18 protein-coding genes and 1 tRNA gene are annotated in these 21,532 nt (G+C 62.5%); 12 read left to right on the top strand and 7 right to left on the bottom strand.

All coding sequences use genetic code 11. The annotated features are described in order from the left end of the window. Positions 1–32 precede the first annotated feature (32 nt). The 6 genes from IVB05_RS42100 to IVB05_RS42075 all read left to right on the top strand — a co-directional run bounded on the left by IVB05_RS42100 (position 33) and on the right by IVB05_RS42075 (position 5,375). Positions 33–503 carry an isoprenylcysteine carboxylmethyltransferase family protein gene (locus IVB05_RS42100; RefSeq protein WP_247782057.1) on the top strand — a complete coding sequence of 157 codons (471 nt, stop codon included), beginning with the start codon at positions 33–35 and terminating at the stop codon, positions 501–503. Between the two features lie 124 nt (positions 504–627). After that, positions 628–912, top strand: a complete 285-nt coding sequence (locus IVB05_RS42095) for a GYD domain-containing protein (RefSeq protein ID WP_108512575.1) — start codon at positions 628–630, stop codon at positions 910–912. Positions 913–1,025: 113 nt separating this feature from the next. Further along, complete coding sequence (locus IVB05_RS42090; protein WP_247782056.1) at positions 1,026–1,487, top strand: hypothetical protein; 462 nt, start codon at positions 1,026–1,028, stop codon at positions 1,485–1,487. Positions 1,488–1,819: 332 nt separating this feature from the next. Then, positions 1,820–2,047 carry a hypothetical protein gene (locus tag IVB05_RS42085; protein WP_247782055.1) on the top strand — a complete coding sequence of 76 codons (228 nt, stop codon included), beginning with the start codon at positions 1,820–1,822 and terminating at the stop codon, positions 2,045–2,047. 7 nt (positions 2,048–2,054) lie between these two features. Then, positions 2,055–2,987, top strand: coding sequence for a cobalamin biosynthesis protein CobT (locus tag IVB05_RS42080; RefSeq protein WP_247782054.1), 933 nt, complete (start codon positions 2,055–2,057; stop codon positions 2,985–2,987). A 753-nt stretch (positions 2,988–3,740) separates the two neighbouring features. Then, positions 3,741–5,375, top strand: coding sequence for a recombinase family protein (locus IVB05_RS42075; RefSeq protein ID WP_247782053.1), 1,635 nt, complete (start codon positions 3,741–3,743; stop codon positions 5,373–5,375). On the opposite strand, the gene IVB05_RS42070 is transcribed toward IVB05_RS42075, so the two are convergent. Then, positions 5,346–5,422: transfer RNA gene (locus IVB05_RS42070), tRNA-Arg, on the bottom strand. The two genes, IVB05_RS42075 and IVB05_RS42070, sit on opposite strands and share 30 nt — an antisense overlap. 191 nt (positions 5,423–5,613) lie before the next feature. Continuing rightward, a complete protein-coding gene (locus IVB05_RS42065) occupies positions 5,614–6,534 on the bottom strand; it encodes a metallophosphoesterase (protein ID WP_247782052.1) in 921 nt (306 codons plus the stop codon). Between the two features lie 364 nt (positions 6,535–6,898). On the opposite strand from IVB05_RS42065, the gene IVB05_RS42060 reads away from it, so the two are divergent. Next, a complete protein-coding gene (locus tag IVB05_RS42060) occupies positions 6,899–7,375 on the top strand; it encodes a universal stress protein (RefSeq protein WP_212417006.1) in 477 nt (158 codons plus the stop codon). Positions 7,376–7,394: 19 nt separating this feature from the next. On the opposite strand, the gene IVB05_RS42055 is transcribed toward IVB05_RS42060, so the two are convergent. Then, on the bottom strand, positions 7,395–7,802 hold the full coding sequence (locus tag IVB05_RS42055; protein WP_247782051.1) for a YccF domain-containing protein: 408 nt from the start codon (positions 7,800–7,802) through the stop codon (positions 7,395–7,397). A 140-nt stretch (positions 7,803–7,942) separates the two neighbouring features. Here IVB05_RS42055 and IVB05_RS42050 point away from each other — a divergent pair, with 140 nt between their 5' ends. Then, positions 7,943–9,022 (top strand): LLM class flavin-dependent oxidoreductase, encoded by a 1,080-nt coding sequence (locus tag IVB05_RS42050; protein ID WP_247782050.1) that lies wholly within the window; start codon positions 7,943–7,945, stop codon positions 9,020–9,022. Between the two features lie 135 nt (positions 9,023–9,157). Beyond that, positions 9,158–11,092 (top strand): patatin-like phospholipase family protein, encoded by a 1,935-nt coding sequence (locus tag IVB05_RS42045; RefSeq protein WP_247782049.1) that lies wholly within the window; start codon positions 9,158–9,160, stop codon positions 11,090–11,092. On the opposite strand, the gene IVB05_RS42040 is transcribed toward IVB05_RS42045, so the two are convergent. From IVB05_RS42040 to IVB05_RS42030, 3 genes are all read right to left on the bottom strand, one after another. After that, entirely contained in the window at positions 11,008–14,085 is a 3,078-nt protein-coding gene (locus IVB05_RS42040; RefSeq protein ID WP_247787381.1) for an EAL domain-containing protein, read from the bottom strand. The two genes, IVB05_RS42045 and IVB05_RS42040, sit on opposite strands and share 85 nt — an antisense overlap. Before the next feature lie 211 nt (positions 14,086–14,296). Further along, the gene (locus IVB05_RS42035) at positions 14,297–16,072 is read right to left on the bottom strand and encodes an EAL domain-containing protein (protein ID WP_247782048.1); all 1,776 of its coding nucleotides are present in this window, start codon (positions 16,070–16,072) and stop codon (positions 14,297–14,299) included. Between the two features lie 219 nt (positions 16,073–16,291). Then, positions 16,292–17,254: a sensor histidine kinase gene (locus IVB05_RS42030; protein ID WP_247782047.1), complete on the bottom strand. Its 963-nt coding sequence runs from the start codon at positions 17,252–17,254 to the stop codon at positions 16,292–16,294. 190 nt (positions 17,255–17,444) lie between these two features. Here IVB05_RS42030 and IVB05_RS42025 point away from each other — a divergent pair, with 190 nt between their 5' ends. Together IVB05_RS42025 and IVB05_RS42020 are read left to right on the top strand one after the other, a co-directional pair. Then, on the top strand, positions 17,445–18,284 hold the full coding sequence (locus IVB05_RS42025; protein ID WP_247782046.1) for a glucose 1-dehydrogenase: 840 nt from the start codon (positions 17,445–17,447) through the stop codon (positions 18,282–18,284). Positions 18,285–18,433: 149 nt separating this feature from the next. Next, a complete protein-coding gene (locus IVB05_RS42020; protein ID WP_247782045.1) occupies positions 18,434–18,928 on the top strand; it encodes a cupin domain-containing protein in 495 nt (164 codons plus the stop codon). Between the two features lie 105 nt (positions 18,929–19,033). Here the strand turns inward: IVB05_RS42020 and IVB05_RS42015 are convergent, their stop codons facing one another. Further along, on the bottom strand, positions 19,034–20,410 hold the full coding sequence (locus IVB05_RS42015) for a cytochrome P450 (RefSeq protein WP_247782044.1): 1,377 nt from the start codon (positions 20,408–20,410) through the stop codon (positions 19,034–19,036). Positions 20,411–20,652: 242 nt separating this feature from the next. Here IVB05_RS42015 and IVB05_RS42010 point away from each other — a divergent pair, with 242 nt between their 5' ends. Continuing rightward, positions 20,653–21,465, top strand: a complete 813-nt coding sequence (locus IVB05_RS42010) for a hypothetical protein (RefSeq protein ID WP_247782043.1) — start codon at positions 20,653–20,655, stop codon at positions 21,463–21,465. Positions 21,466–21,532 lie beyond the last annotated feature (67 nt).

The raw sequence follows: 21,532 nt of genomic DNA, 5'->3' as shown, positions 1-21,532 counted from the left end.
ATCAAAGGGAGCACAGGTTCACCGGTCCCGCCATGGCTGACACGACAGATACCGCTGGCGTCATTGTCCGGCCGCCGATCGCGTGGGCGCTCGCGGTGTTTGCCGGGCTCGCGCTCAACTGGCTCATGCCCTTGCCGTTCTTGCCGGCCGCGATATCTGCAGGCTGGCTCGGCGCTATAGTGTTTGTCCTTGCGCTGGCGCTGGTCGCGTGGGCGATCTTTACCATGATCCGGGCCGGCTCGAACGTGCCCACCAACCTGCCGACCACGACGATCGTGGAGGCCGGCCCCTACCGCTTCACCCGCAACCCCATCTATCTCGGCATGGTGCTGGGGCTCATCGGCCTGGCCATTGCCTTCAACGGCCTCTGGCTGCTGATGACGCTGGTGCCCTTCGCGCTTGTCATCCGCTACGGTGTGATCGCCCGCGAGGAAGCCTATCTCGAGCGCAAGTTCGGGGACGGCTATCGCCGCTACCGCGCGCGAGTACGGCGCTGGCTGTAGGGCTTGTCGGCCGAGGAGCCCGTATCTTGTGGTTCCCGCTACGCACAACGGCATGGCACGGGTCCGCGGAAGGCGTATAATCGTGTGGTCCTTCGCGCATGATCAACATGACATGGAGGTAGCCATGAAATATGTGCTGCTTGGTAATCTGAGCCCGGAATGGGCAAGCAAGCAATCGGATCGGACCAGCAAGGCCAAGGCAAAACTCGACAAGCTGGGCATCAAGATCGAGTCGATCCACTACACGCAGGGTTACTACGATTTCGTCGACATCGTCGATGCGCCGAATGAGGCGGCGATGCTCGCGTTCTCCGTCTGGTACGCGACCCAGGGTCTGGGACGGATCCAAAGTATGCCGGCCTTCGACGCAAAGACCTTCGAAACCGCGATCAAGGACGCGGCGAGCTAAGCGCCGGGTAGTGGCCACAGTTTCCTGCCAACCACCTGTGCCACTCGCATGCGCGAGGTGCGGCATTCTTCTCAGGCGCGAGTAGCGCGGAACCGGCGAAGGTAGTGGGAAGAATGAAGAATCTGGAGAGGCTCCTCGTGTTGGCGATCTGCTGGGTGTGGGGCGCTGGCGCTGCACACGCATGTCGCTGCGATCCGATCTCTCCCGAGGCTGGCTTCGACCGCGCCCAATATGTGTTTACCGGCAAGGTCGTCCAGTCAGAAAACCATGCATGGCTCATTGAGGTCGACCGCGTGTGGAAAGGCCATGAAAGGCTCGCGCGCACCATCAAGCTGATGGACGTCTACGCAACGCTGGACTGCGAATTCTTTTTTCAACCTGGACAGCGCTATGTTTTTTTCGCGATCCTGGCGAAGGGCGGTCGCGAAGTCTTTTATCACCCGCAAGCCTGCAACTGGACGAGACAATTGCAGTCGACGCGCGTCCCCGCCGAGGGGAACGAGTCGTTATGGCTCGAGGACTTGATCGCTCGGGAGCACGGCCCGGGAGAACAACCCCGCGACGAGCGCCGTTGAAAAACTTGGTCGGACTTGAAGACTTGCCGTTCCGCCAACCAAGTAACGGGGGGCCGTAAATTTCCCTAGGCCAAATCCCGGGCTAAACAGAAATTTGGTCCAGGATCGTTTGGACCGATCCTGAAATCGACTGTACCTCAGGAAGTTAATGGCGCGCCACGGCCGATGAAGATGGGCACTATTGCTTCGCCGTGGTGCTATGATTTGGCACTCGATCCCTCTCGATTGTCGACCAACCTTCGCTAGAATAGTATTACCCATCAGGTGGCACGCACTGTTTATTCTGCCGCCGAGCCGAAGAAGGTGGGTGAGCGAAGATTCGAGACTGAAGAATGCCGGATGACATCCCCGCGCAGCCGTTGCTGGTCGAAATCGCGATCGAGCCGAAGTCGAAGGCCGACCAGGCATGGCTGGCACAAAAAGGGTACGTGCTAGTACGTCGCGGGTCGGCGGCGAAGCTCTCGCGCTGCCGATCACGTCGGAATCATCCGGTCTGCGTTGCCAACCACTCGCTGCGCCTTACTGTCGAGATCACTGGAGCTTTGCTTGCTTTGGCGTAACGCTTTCTTGACGACGCTCGTTGCGCTCATTGCGTTGAGCTTTTTGCCATCGCTTTGGAGATCGCGGCGTCGCCCGGTTCGGTTCGATCCCGATCGGCCTTATCAGGTCTATACCCGAAACTTTGACGTGGAGATCAAGGCCAACGATTTGGATGCGGTCCTTGCGGTGCTCCCCGATTCTGACCGGCGCTGGGCCGAGCGCTTTCCCAAGGTCGACCCCGAACAGCTGTACGACCTCGAAAAGGATCTTGCTGCACGGCGTGCGCGCATGGAGACCGCCCAGCCCCAAGACAACTCCGGTCTTGGGGCTGCTGATACGATCGTGTCATTGCTCATCGATCATTCCGGATCGATGCGCGGACAACCTATGCTGTTCGCGGCCAGGGCTGCGCTGGTCGCCTCGGACCTGCTCGACGGCCTCGGAGCAAAGCAGGAAGTGCTCGGCTTCACGACCGCGCGCTGGAAGGGCGGTCGGAGTCGAGAAAAATGGCTGAGCGACCGCCAGCCCTCCTATCCCGGGCGACTGAACGACCTGCTGCACATCATATATTGCAGCGCCGGCGAGAAGCTGAGCGCGCGACACTGTGCCGCGATGCTACGGCCAGACCTCGTTAAGGAGAATATTGATGGCGAAGCCCTCGAATGGGCTGCGTCGCGTTTGCGCCGACGCGAAGAAAGGCAGAAATGTCTGATCGTGCTGTCCGACGGTGCGCCGGTCGACGATTCCACATTGCACACGAATGGCGATGGGTATCTGAACCGCCATTTGAGCCGTGTCACCAGCGAGATCGAGCAAGCCGGCGACATTCGGCTGGCGGCGATAGGCATCGGCCACCCGGTCGAGCAGTACTACAAACAAGGCATCACCATCAGCTCTCCGGAAGAGTTGGAGGGCACCCTGGTTCAGCTCATCAACCGGCTCTTACACCCGTCGCTTTGATGCGTTTGTTAGTGCGGGAACGAGAGCGGCGACCAAGGTCTGGGATCGACGGCAAGATAAAAGCGACGGTGTCGCTCCGTGCTGTCGAGGGTCGTAAGTGTTTGTCAGCATATTGTTTTGGATGACACGGTAACGGCACTGCGCAAAACGTCCCAGTGCCGCTTCAACGAAAAAGGTGTTCGGAATCAATATCCCGAGCGCCACCCATCGCAACGTAGCGGTTTGCTGCGCGTGCTCGGCGGGATGTCTGGCCATGACCGCATGGGAGGCCGCTGCCGGATCAACGGAACGCCGTCAAGGCTCGCGCTTCGCGCGACCGGCTCCGCCGGCTCGCGGCCTTGACTGCGCTCCGCTGGCCCGGCTCTTTTGCTGCCATGCGTTCATGGCCTGCTCTGCGCAATCGCGCTCATGCTGCAGAGAAAGTGCGAGCTCGCAGGGCTGCAGCGTGACTTGGCGTAGACATCGGCCGTTCAGCGGATCGGCCAAGATTGCCACAGTGGCGCCATGGCTCCCCCTCACAAGTCGCAGCCACGGCGTCCGCCGGACCGCGCGCAACTTGACGATCTTTACGACTATGCGCGTGCGCCCGCGCGTCCTGGCCGACGACGAGCGAAGCGCGCTTCGGTGACATGGACGGTGACGGACGACTGGCCGAAGGACGTGCCGGTGACCGAAACTGAGATCGACGTGTTCGAAGCCTGGTTCGGTGATCTGTTCGACGAGTTGTTTGGGAAGGATTGAGGGGACATCACCATGGCTGTAACGGTTCGGGCGGCACTCTACCTGCGGGTCTCAACGGGACGGCAGGCGGACAGCGATCTCTTCATCCCGGATCAGCGCCGCCAAGCGAAAGGCTATTGCGCGTCGCGCGGCTGGGAAATCGTCACCGACTATGTCGAGCCCGGCGCATCCGCGACCGACGATCGGCGGCCGGAATTCCAGCGTATGATCGATGCCGCGACGACAAAGCCGTCGGCGTTCGAGGTGATCCTGGTCCACAGCTTCAGCCGCTTCTTCCGCGACCAGTTCCAGCTTGAGTTCTATGTCCGCCGGCTCGCCAAGAGCGGCGTGCGGCTGGTGTCGATTACTCAGGAGCTTGGCGACGATCCGATGAGCAACATGATCCGCCAGATCATGGCGCTGTTCGACGAATATCAGTCCAAGGAGAACGCCAAGCATACGCTGCGGGCGATGAAGGAGAACGCGCGCCAAGGCTTCTGGAATGGCGCGCTGCCGCCGATCGGCTACCGCATCGTGGAAGCCGCCGAGCAGCGTGGCCACCGCACCAAGAAGACACTGGAGATCGATCCCATCCAGGCCGAGACCGTGCGGCTGATCTATCGCCTGGCGCGGGAGGGAAACGGCTCTTCGGGGTCAATGGGCGTCAAATCGATCGCCAAGCATCTGAACGAATCCGGCATCCGGACGCGCGATGGCGGACGCTGGGGCGTCGACGCCGTGCACAAGGTGTTGACCCGCACGACGTATATCGGCCGCCATCGCTTCAACACTAAGTATTGGAAGACGCGCGAGCGCAAACCGGAGGCCGAGGTGGTCGAGATGGTGGTGCCGCCGATCATCGACGCCGCCGAGTTCGAGGCCGTGCAGATGCTGCTCAGGACACGCAGTCCCACGCTAACCGCGCCGCGCGTCGTCAGCGGACCGACCCTCCTTACCGGCATCTGCTTCTGCGCCGCGTGCGGCGGCGCGATGAAGCTGAGGACCGGGAAGAGTGGGCGGTACAGGTACTACACGTGCTCGACCAAGGCTCGGCAGGGGGAGACTGGCTGCGAGGGCCGTACCGTTCCGATGGAGAAGCTCGACAGCGCGGTGGCTGAGCACATCGAGCAGCGCCTTTTGCAGCCCAAACGTCTCGAGGAAGTTCTATCGGCCGTTCTGTATCGCCGGAAGGAGCGCGCCGAGCGCCGAACGGCGCATATCGCCGAATTGCGCAAGCGTGCGTCCGAGGCGGAAGCCAAACTCAAGCGATTGTATGACGCGATTGAAAACGGAGTCGCCGACGTATCCGATCCGCTGCTCAAGGAGCGCGTGACCGAGCTGAAGTCCGTCCGCGACCAGGCCCGCACTGACGCGGAGCGGGCCGAGGGCGCGCTTGATCGGGCTGGGCCGAGCATCACACCCCAGGCGCTCAAGACCTTCGCCAGCCAGGCCCGCAAGCGCATGCGGACCGAGTCGGGCGGCTACCGCCGCGACCACCTCCGCGCGCTGGCCCAGCGCATCGAGGTGGACGCGAAAGGGGTTCGCATCATGGGGTCGAAAAACGTGCTCCTGCGCACCCTGGTCGCCGCCTCAAGCGCAAAATCGGCAGGTTTTGGAGTGCCCAGCTTTGTACCGAAGTGGCGCACCCGACACGATTCGAACGTGTGACCTTTGCCTTCGGAGGGCAACGCTCTATCCAGCTGAGCTACGGGTGCTTCGGGGCTTCGTTTAGCCGATTGGCCGGGCAGGGGCAACGGCCAGTTAAGGGCTTGGAAGGCTCGGTTGGAGGGTTGCGTGGCCCTCTTTCAGGCGTCGGTCACACGTTCGAACAGTGTCGGGTGCGCTGGAAGAGCACGTGCGGGACTGTGGCGGGCCGAAATCGCTGCGCCGCAGGCGATGTACCCGCCTAAGCCGGGACCGAAACCAGGTTCTCCTTCAGCAAGTGAGTTTCCCCCGACCACCGATAAGCCGTTAGATAGCCCTTCCTGGCGACACTAAAGTCCAGACATGCGGCATTGTAAGCTGTCATCGTCGGACTTCCGTGCAGCCAATAGTGGCCGAAGAACACAGGTTTTTTCGCGGTGTATCGGAAATCTCTAGGGAGAGGTGAATCAGGAAGCTCGTCTTCTCGCCCGTCCATGCTGAGAGCTGCGCTTCGGAACGTTTTCGCGTCTTGATCCCACCAACGGAGTCGGACTTCCTCCCGCTTGTGGCCGTCCTTGTCGAAGAAATGAATTCCCTCGGGCAGATGCTGCTCCGGGCCTTTCAAAAGTATCTCGACGGCGGCGTGTGCGTCTGTTCCATGGCGATAACTTTCCCGGATTCCTGCCGCCGTGAGACAGCCCCGCTCGTCGAGCATTGACATCAGGATCTCGCGCGAAGGTTCGTGCCAACAAGCGTGAACCACTCGAAGGCCAGGGAGGTCCAACCAAACCGGCAGGCTCCTAAACCAGCTGACGGCATCCCGGTGGGCGGCCGAGTTCTCTTCGAACTGACGGAGAAATTCCGCGTGCTGGTGCGCATTCTTCGGAGAGTGACTTCGTAGAAAGTCTCCGTTCTCACGTTGAGTAGCCCAGCCAATGGCGTTGAACTCGTGATTTCCCAAGACCGCGCTGGCTGATCCCGCCTCGCACATCGTGCGGGCAACCCGCAGAACTTCTTGCTGTTGCGGGCCGCGATCAATGAAGTCGCCGACAAAGATCATTTTTCGTTCTGGATGTCGGAAAACCCCGTCGATCTCGGCATAATCGAGCTTGTGTAGCAATCTGTGCAAGGGATCTGCATAGCCGTGAATATCGCCAACGACATCGTATCCTGGATTGGACATACTCAACTGGCTCATCTTTGCGGTTGGTTGGCGCGCCAAGCCTTGTGTTGTTCACGCATGCCGGAAAACTGACGACGAGGTCGCGAGTTTGGTTGTTTAAGGAGACTGATTCCAAAGGAGATCTGAGCGGGCGCGCTCGGCAGAGAGTCCAGCTTCGGAGGCAACGCTCTATCCAGCTGAGCTACGGGTGTTTCGGGGGTTCATCTAGCCGATTGGCCGGGCAGGGGCAACGGCCCTGGCAGGGGTGGGGAGACGAGGGTGGCGGCCGGCGACCCGCGTTTCCCATGCAAAATTCCGATTCCTTCCCCTCAATTGGTGCTAGTCTTGCCGCGTTAATCTTCTAGACCATGGATGGGGACGTCCGATGTATAAGAAGGTTCTTCTCGCCTATGACGGTTCGGTCGAGGGGCGGCGCGCGTTGCGGGAGGGCGCAAAGCTCGCACAACTCTGCCGTTCCGAGGTCTTTCTGCTCGCCGTCGTCGAGGTTTCCTCGATCATGACGCCCGAGGCCGGCCTTACGATCCCGATCGAACTGCAGACCGAGGATTACAAGGCCATCCTGAACGAAGGCACCGAGCGGCTGAAGGCGCTGGGATTTTCGCCGACCGCGCGGCTCGAGGTCGGAGATGCCGGGCAGAAAATTGCCGAAGTTGCCGAAGAAATCGGCGCGCATCTTGTCGTCGTCGGCCACCGCCCGCAGGGGACGCTGGCGCGTTGGTTCGGCTCGATCGGCAGCTATCTGGTCAAGCGCCTGCGCTGCAGCGTGCTGGTGGCCCAGACCGAGATCAGCGACGCCGAGTTCGAGCGGCTGAAGCCGGCGGAAACGGCAGCCTCGGGATAGACCAAGGGTTGACCTGAAACTAAGCCGTGGGGACGATGACCTTGCCGATCGGCCAAAGCGCGATTCCGGCAAGCTTCAGGTGTGCCCAGGCAAAGGGAATCCCGATGATGGTCACCGCCAGCACCACGGCCGTGGCGAGATGCCCGAGCGCCAGCCACCATCCCGCCAGCACCAGCCAGATGATGTTGCCGATCACCCCGAGTGGTCCGGTGCCGATATCCTCTTGGCCCGTATAGGCGTCGCGAGAGATCGCCGTGAAGCCGAACGGGAACAGGGTATAGGCCGCGATGTTGAACGCGGCCCGTGCCCAGGGAATCCCGATGATCGTGATCGCCATGATGACGGTGGCAACCAGCCAGCCGAACGCCATCCACGCGCCGCCGAGAACGATCCAGATGATATTGAGCAGCAGCGAGACCGGTGACATGACTGAAATTCTATCTTGCCCTAGGCACGATTGAAATCGAAAACCGCCCCGCAACCGGAACCCGATTGCCCCGGCCTTCGCAACCGTTAAACTCATCTGCCTAACGACCGAGCAACAAGTGTCGACAGGGAGAAACGTCCATGCGTCCACTCGAATTCGGCTGGTATCTGCCCACGCATGGCGACACCACGGCCTATGGCCTGATGGACGCGCAGATTCCGGGCTCTCCCGAACTGTGCGACCGCGTGGTGCAGGCGGCGGAAGCGGCCGGTTTTGAATATCTTTTGATCCCGGTCGGCTCGGTGTGCTGGGAAGCATGGATATCCGGCGCATTCATGGCGGCGCGTTCGTCATCCATCAAGCCGCTGATTGCAGCAAGGCCGGGCTACATCAACCCGGTGCTGCTGGCGAAGATGATCTCGACCTTCGACCAGATGTCGGGCGGGCGCATCTGCATCAATCTGATCGCCGGCCAGAACGAGAGCGAGGTCGAAGGCGAGGGCGTGCGTTACCCTAAGGAAGAGCGTTACGCGCTGATGGAGGAGGAAGTCTCGATCCTGAAAGCGCTGTGGACGACGCGCGGACCGCTAAACTTCGAAGGAAGATTTCACAAATTGTCTGGCGCGCATATCAGGCCGCGCCCGCACCAGCAGCCGTTTCCAAAATTCTATCTCGGCGGCGGCTCGCGCCAGGCCTGGGAATTGTCGGCCAAACATTCCGACGTGCATCTGTTCTGGGGCGACCTGCCGGAAAAGATCGCCGCGAACATTGCCGAGATCAGGGAGATGGCGCGTGGCCATGGCCGCGAAAACGACATCGGCTTCGGCATGCGGCTGCAGGTGATCTGCCGCGAAAACGAAGCGGACGCCTGGGAGGCCGCCGATCAACTGGTGCGCCACGCCACCGAGCGGCAGAAGCAGGAAATCAAGACGCTTTACAACAAGTCTGAAGCGAATTTGCGCGTACAGCAGCTTGCCCGCGAGCATGGCGATTTGTTGCTGCCGCATCTGTGGACCGGCATCACCAAGGTCCGTCCGGGCGCCGGCATCGCCGTGGTCGGCAATCCCGTTCAGTGCGCCGACACGCTGCAGCAATTCATCGATGCCGGCTGTCATTCGTTCTGCCTGTCCGGCTATCTGCACGACGAGGAGGCCGAGCGCTTTGGCCGGCTGATCCGGCCCGTTCTCGCGGAGAACAATCGCGGCCGGTGGGCGGCGTAAACAGGGACGGATGCGGTCATGCTGCAATGCATCCGAGCGCATTGTTGCGGTGCGCTCGCGCACGGCTTTATATCGCTCGCGGTAGTGGGAGCCCGGCGTTAAGGTTGGGCCGCGAATTAAACTAGGTACCGCCAAATGAGTGGATCGAGCTCGGTACTGGCGTGGAGCTCCGCCCTGGAGGAGTTCGCGCTGTTTCGAACGCTCAGTTCCGAACAGCGGCTGAAGGCTCTCAACGCCATGGTCCGCCAGGATCTGGTGCGCGGGCAGATGCTGGTTGCGCAAGGCGGGCCGTCGGATTCGCTTTTCCTGGTGCTGCATGGTGCGCTCGCGGTGCGCAAGACCGGGTATCTCGAGCCGATCGCCGAGCTTCGGGCCGGCGAGCTGGTGGGCGAGATCGGCTTCTTCGCCAATGTCCCGCGCACGGCGGATGTGATCGCCATCCGCGACACCAGCGTGCTGGCGTTGACGCGCCCGGCCTACCAGAAGCTGGTCGAGGAAGCCCCCGCCATCGTCGAGGCGCTGCTCGCCGCGCTGGCGCGGCGGTTCGCCAAGGAGACCGCGCGCATCGCGCCGTTCCCTACTTCGCCGAAGGCGCGAACGGTGGCGCTGATCGACGGCGGATTGGAGCCGCTGCCGGGCGCTTTCGAGCGCCGGATGCGCGACGGACTGGCCGCCACCCATGCCGAGATCGTTGACGCCGCCCGCCTCGACGCGATGTTTCCCGGCCGCGCGCTCGATGCGCATGAAGTCACCGAATGGCTCAACAGGCTCGAACACACCGCACCACTGGTGGTTTATCTCGGCGGCCGCGAAGCCTCGCCCTGGGCGCGCAAGGCCATCCGTCAGGCCGACATGGTGGTGTTCGCGTGCCGCGGGGGTGCGCCTGCGGCCGCACTGACGGAAATCGAGGCCTTCGCCTGCGAGGTTCATGCCGTCTCGGCCAGACGCCTCGTCCGCGTTCATGACCGGCGAAGCGGCGAGGTCTCTGGCACCGCGGCCTGGCTGGCAAGGCTGCCGGTGTTCATGAACCACCATGTCGCCCTCGAAGACCAGATCGATATCGACAGTCTGATCCGTTTTCTGTGCGGCCGGGCGATCGGCTTCGTCGCCGCCGGCGGCGGCAGTTTTGGGACGGCGCATGTCGGAATCTACAAGGCGTTTCGCGAACGCGGCGTGATGTTCGATATCTATGTCGGCACCAGCGTCGGCTCTGCCATGGTGGCCGGCTTTGCCAAAAATCTCGAAGCCGAGCATCTCGAGCGCGGCACGCATGAGATCTTCGTCAGGAGCAGAAGCTTTCGGCGGCCGACCTGGCCGCGTTACGCGCTGCTGGATCACAAGGCGTTCGATCGCGCGCTTGCCCATCAGTACGGCCCCGACTGCCGGATCGAGGATTGCTGGCGGCCCTTCGCCGCCGTCGCCACCAATCTTTCGACCCACAATCTCGAACTGATCCGGACGGGGCCGCTCTGGCAGGCGGTGCGCGCATCGAGCGCGATCCCCGGACTGTTGCCGCCGTTCTACACGCCGGAGGGGGCGATGCTGGTCGATGGGTGTCTCATCGATAACGTGCCCTTGGCGTCGATGCACCAGCTCAAGAGCGGGCCCAACCTGGTCGTGCATTTCGGCGAGCCGGCGGCGGAGATGTTCGACGTCGACTATGCGTCGCTCCCCGGACGGTTCGAACTGATCGCCGCCATGCTGACGCCGTTCCGCAAGAAGTTGCTGCCCGCCGCACCCAGCGCGGTGAACGTGCTGTGGCGAAGCCTCGTGGCGCATCAGCGCTACGATACGTTGCCGGTCGGGCCGTTCGATACGGTGATGCGGCCGCCGCCTCCGGTCGGGATCGACGTGACGGATTTCGATCGCCACACGGAGATCTTTGATGCCTCCTACCTCTGGGCCAAAGAGGCCATCGCGACGCTGGAGGCGGGAGACAGTTCGGCGATTGCAGCCATACTCGACACCGACGCGCTGGAACGGCGTCAGGCGACCGCTGTCGCAGCTTCCAATCGCGCGCCCAGCAATCGCCTCGCCTCGGCCGCCGGCTTCGGCGCGCTGAACAGATAGCCCTGCATCTGGGTGCAGCCGAGCTGACGCAGCATCTCGCGCTGCTGCTCGGTCTCGACGCCTTCCGCGGTCGTGGTCATGTTGCGGGCTGCGGCGATGCTCACCACCGCCTGCACGATCGCGGCCGAGCCGTCGACCTCGATGTCGCTGACGAAGCAGCGGTCGATCTTGATCTTGTCGAACGGGAACCGCTTCAGGTAGCTCAACGAGGAGAAGCCGGTGCCGAAATCGTCGAGCGCGATGCGCACGCCGATGGCGCGGAGCTGATGCAGGATCGCCAGCGCGCTTTCGTCGTCATGGATCAGCACCGCCTCGGTGATTTCGATCTCGAGCCGGTCGGGCGGCAGGCCGGAGGCGGCAAGCGCGCCGGTGATCCGCAGCGCCAGCGTCGGCGACTTCAACTGGATCGGCGAAACGTTGACGGCGAGCCTGACCCGCGACGGCCAGCCGGCCGCCTCGTTGCAGGCGGTCTGCATGACCCAGTCGCCGAGTTCGTTGATCAGGCCGGTATCCTCGGCGACCGGAATGAATTCCGCCGGCGAGACCATGCCGCGTTCGGGATGGTGCCAGCGCAACAGCGCCTCGCAGCCCGTCACCTCGCCGCTCGCGAGATCGAGTAGCGGTTGGTAGTAGATTTCGAAGTCGCCATCGGCCAATGCCTGCCGCAGGTCCTGCTCCATGGTGAGCCGCGCCTTGGCGCGGGCATCCATGGCAGGCTCGAAGAAGCGATGGACGCGGCGTCCCTCGGCCTTGGCGGCGTACATCGCGAGGTCGGCGTGCTTGATCAACTGGTCGAGTTCGGTGCCATCTTCGGGCGCGATCGCGATGCCGACGCTGGCGTCGGTCGAAAGATGGTGGCCGAGGCATTGATAGGGCTGGCGTATCGCCTCGTAAATACGCGTCACGAATTCCTCGACCTCGGCGCGGCCGCTGACCGCGGTCTGGATCACCGCAAATTCGTCGCCGCCGAGACGGGCGATGAGATCGCCGGGCTTGGTGCAATCCTTGAGGCTGGCCGCGACCGCCTTCAAAAGTTCATCGCCGACATGGTGTCCAAGCGAGTCGTTGATGCCCTTGAACTCGTCGATGTCTATATAGAGCAGCGCGAACTGCTGGCCGCGAACGGCCTTGCGAAGCTCGCGCTCGATCTGCTCGCGGAACAGCACCCGGTTCGGAAGGTCGGTCAGCGCGTCGTAATGCGCCAGATGCGCGATCTTTTCGTTGGCCAACCGGCGCTCGGTAACGTCGTCGACGACGTTGATGATGTAGCGCGCCTGACCCGCCGCATTGCGGATTCCGAGCCGCTTGGAGGTGATGTAGCGCGGGCCCATGCCCTGGGTTTCCCAGACGTGCTCGTCCTTGAACAGGCCGTCGGGAGATTGCAGCGTTTTCTCCTCGTCGGCCGCGATGAGCTCGGCAGCGGCTTTTGGAAAGAGGTCAAGGGCCGTCTTGCCGACGATCAGGTCGCGCGAAATGCCGAACTGGGCTTCCGCCACGCGGTTGACCAGCAAATAGCGCCGGTCGTGCACGTCCTTCACGGTGATCTGCGAGGGGATGTGGTCGATGATCTGGCTCAGGAAGGCGTAGTTGCGGTCGCGCTCCTGTTCGAGATTGAGCCGCTCGGTGATGTCTTCCATGGTGGCGACCCAGCCGCCGTCCGCGAGCGGCCTGCTGACGGCCAGGAAGGCGCGTCCGTCCTGGCACTGCATGACGCTGTGGGTGACCTGACCGCGCGCGACGTTTCGCATGACAAGGGAGCAGAACGCATCGACGTCGCCGTCGAACGATCCGTTGTCCTTGCGATGCTTCATCAGGTCGCGGAAGTGGCAACCCGGCTTCACGATGTCGGCCGACAGGCCGTGCATTTCGACATAGCGCCGGTTGAAGGTGACGAGGCGCGCCGAGGCGTCGAACGTCACCAGTCCCTGGATCATGTTGTTCAGCGCGGTGTCGAGCCGGCTTCGTTCCGCTTCCAGCCGTTGCTGCGCCTCGCGGTTCTGCCGGGTGATCTGCCTGATAATCAGGAACAGGATCAGGGCGATCACCGTCGCCGCCAGCGTTGCCGCGATGACCAGGAACCTGGTTTGTTCGCGCCAATCGGCGAGCGCGGCGGTAACCGTGTTGGTCGCGACCACGATGCCCGAGTAGTGGCCGAGCGGGGCTGCAGATCCCAGCCGGTCTGTCTGGTCGATCGGGCTTTGTACGCGCAGCGTCTGCTGGCTGCCCCGCTCCCGGACCCGCTGCAGCAGCGGCGCCTTTGCGAAATTCTGGCCGATCAGGTCGTCGACCCGCGGATAGCGCGCCAGCAGGGTGCCGTCGGCATGAAACATCGAGATGGCGGCGCCCGTTCCGAGCGCTACGGAAGCGAAGAATTTTTCGTAGTTGACCGGGTTGATGCGCCGCGTCATCACGCCGAGGAAAACGCCATCTTCGCCTCGCAATCGGTGGGCGATGACGGAGTTCAGATTACCGGTGAGATAGCTGCGAACCGACTCGGTCAGAATGGATGGCGATCGCGAATCGAACTTGAAGCTCTTGAAGTAGGCCCGTTCGGAGATATTGAGGGCAGGCGCCGGCAGCGGCCGCGACCAGTTGACCATGTCGCCATTGGAATCGAAGATCGAGATGTCGCCGAGATAGGACAGGACGCCCGCCTTGGACCTCAGGATCTCGTGGGCTTCGGAGCTTCCGACATGTTTCCGGAATTCCTTCTCCGAGGCGATGCCGTAAATTTGCAGCCGGGAGATCACGTCGTCGGCGAGCGTGTCGGAGTCTTCGAACTGCTGGTCGAAGTGACGGGCAAGCAGGAGGACGGTATTCTCCAGCTCGCGTTCGCTGTTGAGAAGCGCGCGCTCACGAAATTCACCGGCCATCATGATGGTGCCGACGAAAATCGCCGCGACCAGCAAGCCGCCGCAAAGGGTCAGCCACAACACCGGCCCCCGGACCGTCGCGGCAAGGTGCCGCCCCGCGGCTGCGGTTCGGGCCTTCATTCCGTGCAGGTAGTGAAACAGGCCGCGCATTCTCCCTTCCCGGGAACATGCATACGATGGGCAGATGTCATAAGCCGTTAGGAAATCCGGTTACCTAAGGCTTAATCGCGTGTCCTTCGGGCGACGCGATCGCGAGAGGGAGCGGTATTCGACTGCTTCTGCCGCTCTGTCTGCGGGAATGAAGCGCCAAACCGCGGCAAGCGCCCGTCCCTCAGCGGCGATAGCCGCCGCTGCGTGCGTAGGCGGCGCGGGTTTCCGGCGCGGGTCGGCTGACGAGACTGGCGCGCGCCTCGCTGGCGCGCGGGGTCGCGAGCTTGAGGTCTTCCAGGAAAACCGGTCTTGAGAAGTAGTAGCCCTGGGCGTAGCGAATCCTGGTCGCGGCCTGCAGATAGGCCAGTTCCTCGAAGCTTTCGAGCCCTTCGGCGATCACGGTCATGCCGAGCGCTTCGCTCAGGGACTCGATCGCCCGCAGGATACCCTGGCTACGCGGACGCTTGTGGATGTCGGTGATGAAGGAGCGGTCGATCTTGATCTCGTCGGCGGTAATGTCGGCCAGCGCCGACAGCGACGAATAGCCGATGCCGAAATCGTCGATCGAGATCTTGACGCCGAGCTTGCGAAAGAACGGCAGGATATCGTCCTGGAAATGCGTCTTGGTGACGAAGGCGTCTTCCGTCACCTCGATCATGAAGCGCGCTGGAAATCCGGTGGCCTCGAGCGCCTCGGCGAACGGCCGCATGAATTCGGGATTGCCGGCCTGCTTGGCCGCGACGTTCATGCTGATCGTGGTGTCGGGGCCGAAGGTCTCGTTGATCAGGTCGATCGACTTGACGATCTCCGCCAGCACCAGATGGGTCAGTTCGTCGATCAGGCCGAGTTCGGTGGCAAGGTTGATGAAGGTGCTGGGGGCCTGAATCACCCCCTCGTCGTCGCGCAGGCGCACCAGCGCCTCAACGCCCGTGATTTCCTGGGTCCGGATATCGACCTTGGGCTGGAAGGCGCAGCAAAAGCGCTTTTCCAGGATAGCCAGCCGCAGCGATTGCTCGATCTTCATCCGCGCCAGCGCCTCGCGCTCCATGCTGGCATCGAAGAACGCCGCGGCGCCCTTGCTGCCGTTCTTGACGCGGTACATCGCGATGTCGGCGTTCTGGCGCAGCACCTCGTAGCTGCGCCCGTGTTCGGGATAGAGGCTGACGCCGATCGAGGTCGAGGCGAATATCTCGGATTGGTCGATGAAGAACGGCGCCTTCAGCCGCTGCAGGATGAAGTGGATGTACTCTTCGACCTCGGCGTCGCTCTGGATCGGGTTGAGCAGCAGCACGAACTCGTCGCCGCTGATCCGCGACAGGATGTCGGAGTCGCGCAGGTCCAGCCCCAGCCGCTTGGCCATCTCCACCAGCAGCGCGTCGCCGACCGCGTGTCCGTAATAGTCGTTGATGTGCTTGAAATTGTCGATGTCGAGAAACGCCAGTGCGAAGCGGCCCTGTCCGTTGTCGTACTTCAGCAGACTGTTGACGCGATGCTCGATCACGCGCCGCGTCGGCAGGCCGGTCAGCTCGTCGTAATAGGCGGAGCGGAACAGGTGATCCTCGAACGCCTTCTGCTCGCTGATGTCGGTCGAGCTCGAGATCAGCAGATTGCGCCCGGCGACCTGGACGGGCCGATGCGAGGTGAGAAACACCTTTTTGGCCGGACCGCCGGCAATGGCTTCTTCCAGCACGGCCGGGCGGCCGGTACGCAGCAATTCGAGGCAGGTTTCCCGGCGATCGCTCAATTGCGAGGCCGACGGCGCCGCGGCGGCCGCCTCCAGCAGGGCAGTCGCGGCATCGTTCATCAGCACGAACTCGCCGTGCTCGTCCTGAACCGTCACGCCGGCCGGAAGTAACCTGAAGACATCCCGCAGGATGTTCAATTCGGATTCAAAATTGCTTTCATCACTGGCTTGCGTCGCCGCCGTCTGAAAGTTGTGCTTGTTGGGACTATGCATGCCACCGAGCTTGGCAAAGTCCCTTGTAGCATTGGTTAAGCGGAACTGCGAAAAGCCGTAACAACCGTAGAAGTCGGCGATTTCCAGCGGCGTTGGGCTTGATTGTCATTAACAGAATGTCAACGCCGAAGCAGAGGGCCGCATGTGAGGCGAATGGCGGTTCGCGCGCGCTTTGCCAGCCCGACGGAGGTTTTGCGTCGGGACTTCGCTGGAAACGCTCTAATTCGCCGGAATCCGGCATTGCATCGTGCAATGAACGCCGGTCTTCAGGAAGCGGATCTCCGTCTTGCCGTCGAACGCGCGAAGCGCCGATTGCAGCAGCTTGGTGCCGAAGCCCGCCGGACCGACGTTTTCAACCACGGGACCTTCCGTTTCATCCCAGGTGACGTTGAGGCGACTTTCCGACACCGACCACGACACCTGCAACAGCCCGCGGGCCGAAGAAAACGCGCCGTACTTGCCTGCGTTGGTGGCCAGTTCGTGAAAGATCAGCGCCAGGCTGACCGCCAGTTTGGCCGGCAGGAACAGCGGATCGCCGTTCAGATTGAACCGGACGTGACCGTACGGCCCGAGTTCGGAATGCAGCATATCCTTGATGTCGCAGCCGCGGCCGTCCAGCCGCGCGATCAAATCGTCGGTTGCCGACAGCGCGCGGAGGCGGCTATCGATGGTGCCCCAGATCTGCGGCTGGTTCTGCAGCACCTGGTGCAGCACGGCATGGATCGTCGACGTCTTGTTCTTGAGCCGGTGCTGCAATTCCTCGACCAGGAGCTTGCGGTATTCCTCTTCCTTGATCAGGCGCTTCGCATCTTCCCGCTGTTGTGCCACGATCGTCCGGTAATGCTCGACGCCCCAGATGGCGAAGCCGCAAACTGCCCAGAACATCACGAGCAGCGCAAACCGCGCGGAATCGGCAATGGCGGTACTGAAATTGACGGCGACGCCGAGCGCGCCTCCCGCGATTGCGGTCGCGATCCCGACCCGGGCGCCGCCGACGGCGGCGGCCAGGAACACGGCCGGGAAATAGGGCGTGAAGAATACGTCGGGACGGAGCTGGGCTATGCCCCACCGCGCGATTGTCGACAAAGCGAGGCAGCCGGCGGCGAAGACCGCGCTGAAAAGCAGCGAGGGCTGGGAAATTCCCTGCCAGCCGCGCCGGAACTCGTCGATCAATTTCTTCATCGGAATTGTCACTTCACGTGATCAGCGAATCCAAAATATGGCCGAACCTGCTGGAATCCCGGGATTTCACCGTGAACGGAGGCCGTCCAGCCGGATCAGCGGGCAGGTGCGCGATGGAACAAGCTCGCTTGCGTTGTTCCCGGCAGCCGGGAATATTGGATTCAACTGAGATCAACAGGGGGACGACGACATGGGGCGGCTGGATGGCAAGGTCGCGGTCATTACCGGCGCGACGAGCGGTATCGGACTGCACACTGCGGAGATCTTCGTCGCCGAAGGCGCGAAGATCGTGATTGCCGGGCGGCGCGCGCCGGAGGGCGAGGCGCTGGCCAAAAAGCTCGGCGCCAACTGCATATTCCGCCAGACCGACGTCACGGTGGAAGAGCAGATGAAGGCGCTGATCGCCCTTTCGGTGGAGAAGTTCGGCCGCATCGATTGCCTGTTCAACAATGCCGGTGGTCCGGCGCAGACCGGCGGCATCGAAGGCCTCGAGGTCGAGCGCTTCGACGCGGCGATGGCGACGCTGGTGCGCAGCGTAATGCTCGGCATGAAACATGCTGCGCCCTATATGCGCAAACAGGGCTCCGGCAGCATCATCAACAATGGCAGCATCGCCGGCCGCCTGGCCGGCTTTTCGTCGTCGATGGTCTATAGCGCGGCGAAGGCCGCCGTCATCCACCTCACCAAATGCGTGGCAATGGAACTCGGCGAGGCCAACGTCCGCGTGAACTCGATCTCGCCCGGCGCGATCGCGACGGGCATTATCGGCAAGGCGCTGGGCCTGCCTGTGGAGGCTGCCGAAAAGACCGCTTCTGTCATGCGCGAGATCTACAAATCGGTCCAGCCGATACCGCGTGCCGGCCTGTCCGAGGATATCGCGCATGCTGCGGTGTTTCTGGCGAGCGACGAATCCTCCTTCATCAACGGCCACGACCTGGTGGTTGACGGCGCCATGACGGGCGGCCGCAACTGGAGCCAGCAGCAGCAGGGCTATGTTACGCTGAAGAAAGCGTTCGATCAGGGCGCGTAGTCCACTTTCACCCGTCATTGCGAGCGAAGCGAAGCAATCCATGGTGCCGAGCAGTGGATTGTTTCGTCGCTTCGCTCCCTTGCGCAAACGCTTCGCGTTTGTCGCGGGCAATGACGGCCAAAGTTGAGCCAACAGGGAGAGAGACGCAAATGTCTGCAACATTCCGACTATCACCGACATCAGAAGGCCGTCCGTTCTACCTCGCCGTCATCGCCGGCCTCGCCTGCGCCTTTGTCATCGGCAAGGCGCTGCCGTCGACCATGGATGCTGTCTCGGCGATCATCGAGCCGCTTTGCGCCAACAGCGTTTCGTCTGCACAGGACGTCGTCGAGCCGATCTCCTCGCATGCGTTGCCCAACGTGGCGGGCAAACGCGTGACGATCGTGCGCGTGTTCTACGGCCCCGGCGGGTTCACGCCTGCGCACCGGCATGCCGGTTCGGTCACCGCCTATGTCACCAAGGGTGAAATCCGCTCGCAATTGGCGGGCGGTCCGGTCGAGACGTTTGGGGTCGGGCAATCCTTCTTCGAGCCGCCCGGCGCCGTGCATCTGGTCTCGGCCAATGCCAGCATGACCGAGCCGGCCGAACTGATCGCGGTGTTCGTGGCCGACGAGGGCGCGCAACTCACGACGCTCGTGAAGTGAAGGCGTCAGATCGTAGGGTGGGCAAAGCGAAGCGTGCCCACCATTCTAGGCCGCACTCTGGGGATGGTGGGCACGCTGCGCTTTGCCCACCCTACACACCAGACCTCACACCGCCTTCAACACCACGCGCAAGCCATCCCGCGGTTTCGGGATCGGCCACATCTGCCAATCCGATTTGTAGCCGGGCTCCAGCGATACTTCGAGATTCTGCAGGAAATGCCGCGCAAAACATTTCGCCTGCATGTAGGCGAAGTGCAGGCCGAGGCACATATGCGCGCCGCCGCCATACGGCACCCACGCAAAACGATGGCGGCTGCGCTGCGCTTCGTCAGAGAAACGCATCGGATCGAACTTGTCCGGCTCAGACCAGATCTCCGGCATATGGTGCGTGAACAGCGGGTTGACACCGACCAGCGTGCCGGCGGGAAGGTCGTACCCCCTAAACGAAAAGTCGCGCACCGCGCGGCGCGGCATCGACGGCACCGGCGGCTTCAGTCGCAGCGCTTCCTTGAACGCCATTTCCGACAGCGGCATCTTTTCGAGATTGTCGATGCTGGAGGGATCGTTGGCCTCGATGCCGAGACCTTTGACTTCCTCGCGCAACTGCTGCTGCCATTCGGGGTGGGCGGCAAGCTCGCCGACAAAGGAGGTCAGCGACGATGTCAGCGTGTCATGCGCCGCCATCATCAGAAAACTCATGTGGTCGATGATGTCCTGGGTTGACAGCAGCGCACCGTCCTCGTGCGTCGCCTGGCACAGTTGCGAGAACAGGTCATTGCCGCCGCCCCGCGCGCGGCGGATCGGAATCTGCTCGGCGAAGTAGGCAACGATCCGCTTGCGGCCTGCAACGCCGCGACCCATCTGCGTGAACGGCAGCGGCCGCCGGATCGGCGCCACGGCAGCGGCCACCATGTCGATGAAGGCGCGGGTGATCTCGTCGACCTCGGGCCCGATGTCGGCGCCGAGGAACGACGTCGCCGCCAGATCGAGCGTGAGCTGCTTCATCGCCGGATACACCAGCATCTCGCCCGGCTGCGCCTTCCACTGCTTGACCCGCGCGGCAATGCCGCGGTCGAGATCGACGAGGTAGGACTTCATCGGCCCCGACTTGAACGCGACCGACAGCGCGCGGCGGTGCAGGCGGTGCTCTTCAAAATCCAGCAGCATCAGCCCGCGCGGAAACAACAGGCCGAGGATCGGTCCCCAGCCATGGGTGGAGGAGAACAGGCGCGCCTGGTCGAACAGCACGAGCTCGTTGGCCTCGGGCCCGAGCATCGTTATGCTGGTCTCGCCGAACAGATGGGTGCGGTAGATCAGACCGTATTTGGCAGCCGACTTCTCAATCTGTCCTTTGGGGTCGGCCAGCACCGCCAGCGTGTTGCCGATAAACGGCCAGCCCTCATTACCGGGAATGTGCCGTAACGCCTTGGGCTTCGGCGGCACCGGGATATTGGCAGGAGAAGCAACACTCTGCATCGACATGGCAATTGCTCCGGGCGATCTGCGAAAATCGCAAATATTATCCACCGTGCCGGCGGCTTTGTCGCGGCTTTAAATATCGGCACGGGCGGCTCGTGTTGGCTGCCCCCGGGGGGAGTAACTCCTTGTTTAGATGCGGCAAAGCGTGCGCTTGGCCGGCGCCATGCCTCGGATGCCCGGATCGCGTCACAAAGCCGCGAGCATGTGCTAGGATGCTCCGAAATCAAATGGGCAGGGGGGTAGACATGCCGCGGATGTTTGGATTGCTCGTGCTTGCGTTGGTCGCGCTGGGCGGAAATTCTTTGGCGCAGGCCCAGACCAAACCGTCGGTCAAAACGCTGGGGCCGGATTTTCCCAAAACCGAGATTTTCATCGGCAACAGCTTTTTCTATTACAACAACAGCATGCACAGCCACGTGCTGGCGATGCAGCGGGCCGCCGACGCCGCCAACAAGCAGGCCTACCGCGCCACCTCGGTGACCATCAGCGGCTCCGGCATCGACTGGCATGATGTCGAAAGCTATTTCCGCCCGAAGGCGGTCGGTTCCTATTCCTTCGACGAGCGGAACAACGTCGTCTTCAACAAGCTCGACAAATTGTTCGACGTCGCCATCATGATGGATTGCAGTCAGTGCCCGATCCATCCGACGCTCAAGTCGGTATTCACCGAGTTTGCCAAAAAGAGCAGCGAGATCGTGCGCGCCAAGGGCACGAGGCCGGTGTTCTTCATGTCGTGGGCCTATGCCGACAAGCCGGAAATGACGGCGCAGCTTGCCGAGGCCTATACGATCGCAGGCAATGCGAACAACGCGCTGGTGATCCCGGCGGGCCTTGCCTTCGCGAAAGCGCTCGACAGGCAGCCCGAGATCAATCTGTACGCCGCCGACAAGCGCCATCCGAGCCTGGCCGGCACTTATCTCGCCTCCTGCGTGGTCTTTGCGGCGCTCACCGGGCGCTCGCCGGTCGGCAACGCCCATCTCGCCGGCCTCGACGGACCAACCGTAGCGTTCCTGCAGAACGTCGCGTGGGACACCGTGCAGGAATATTACGGGAAGTAGGGGCGCTCCCGGTTCGACAATAGGGCAAGGCTGCCAATCCCGTCATTGCGAGGAGCTCGCGACAAAA

The organism is Bradyrhizobium sp. 170 (assembly GCF_023101085.1).
Classification (GTDB): Bacteria; Pseudomonadota; Alphaproteobacteria; order Rhizobiales; family Xanthobacteraceae; genus Bradyrhizobium.
Note: the sequence above shows the minus strand (reverse complement) of the source record. Positions and strands in the feature narration are given on the sequence as shown.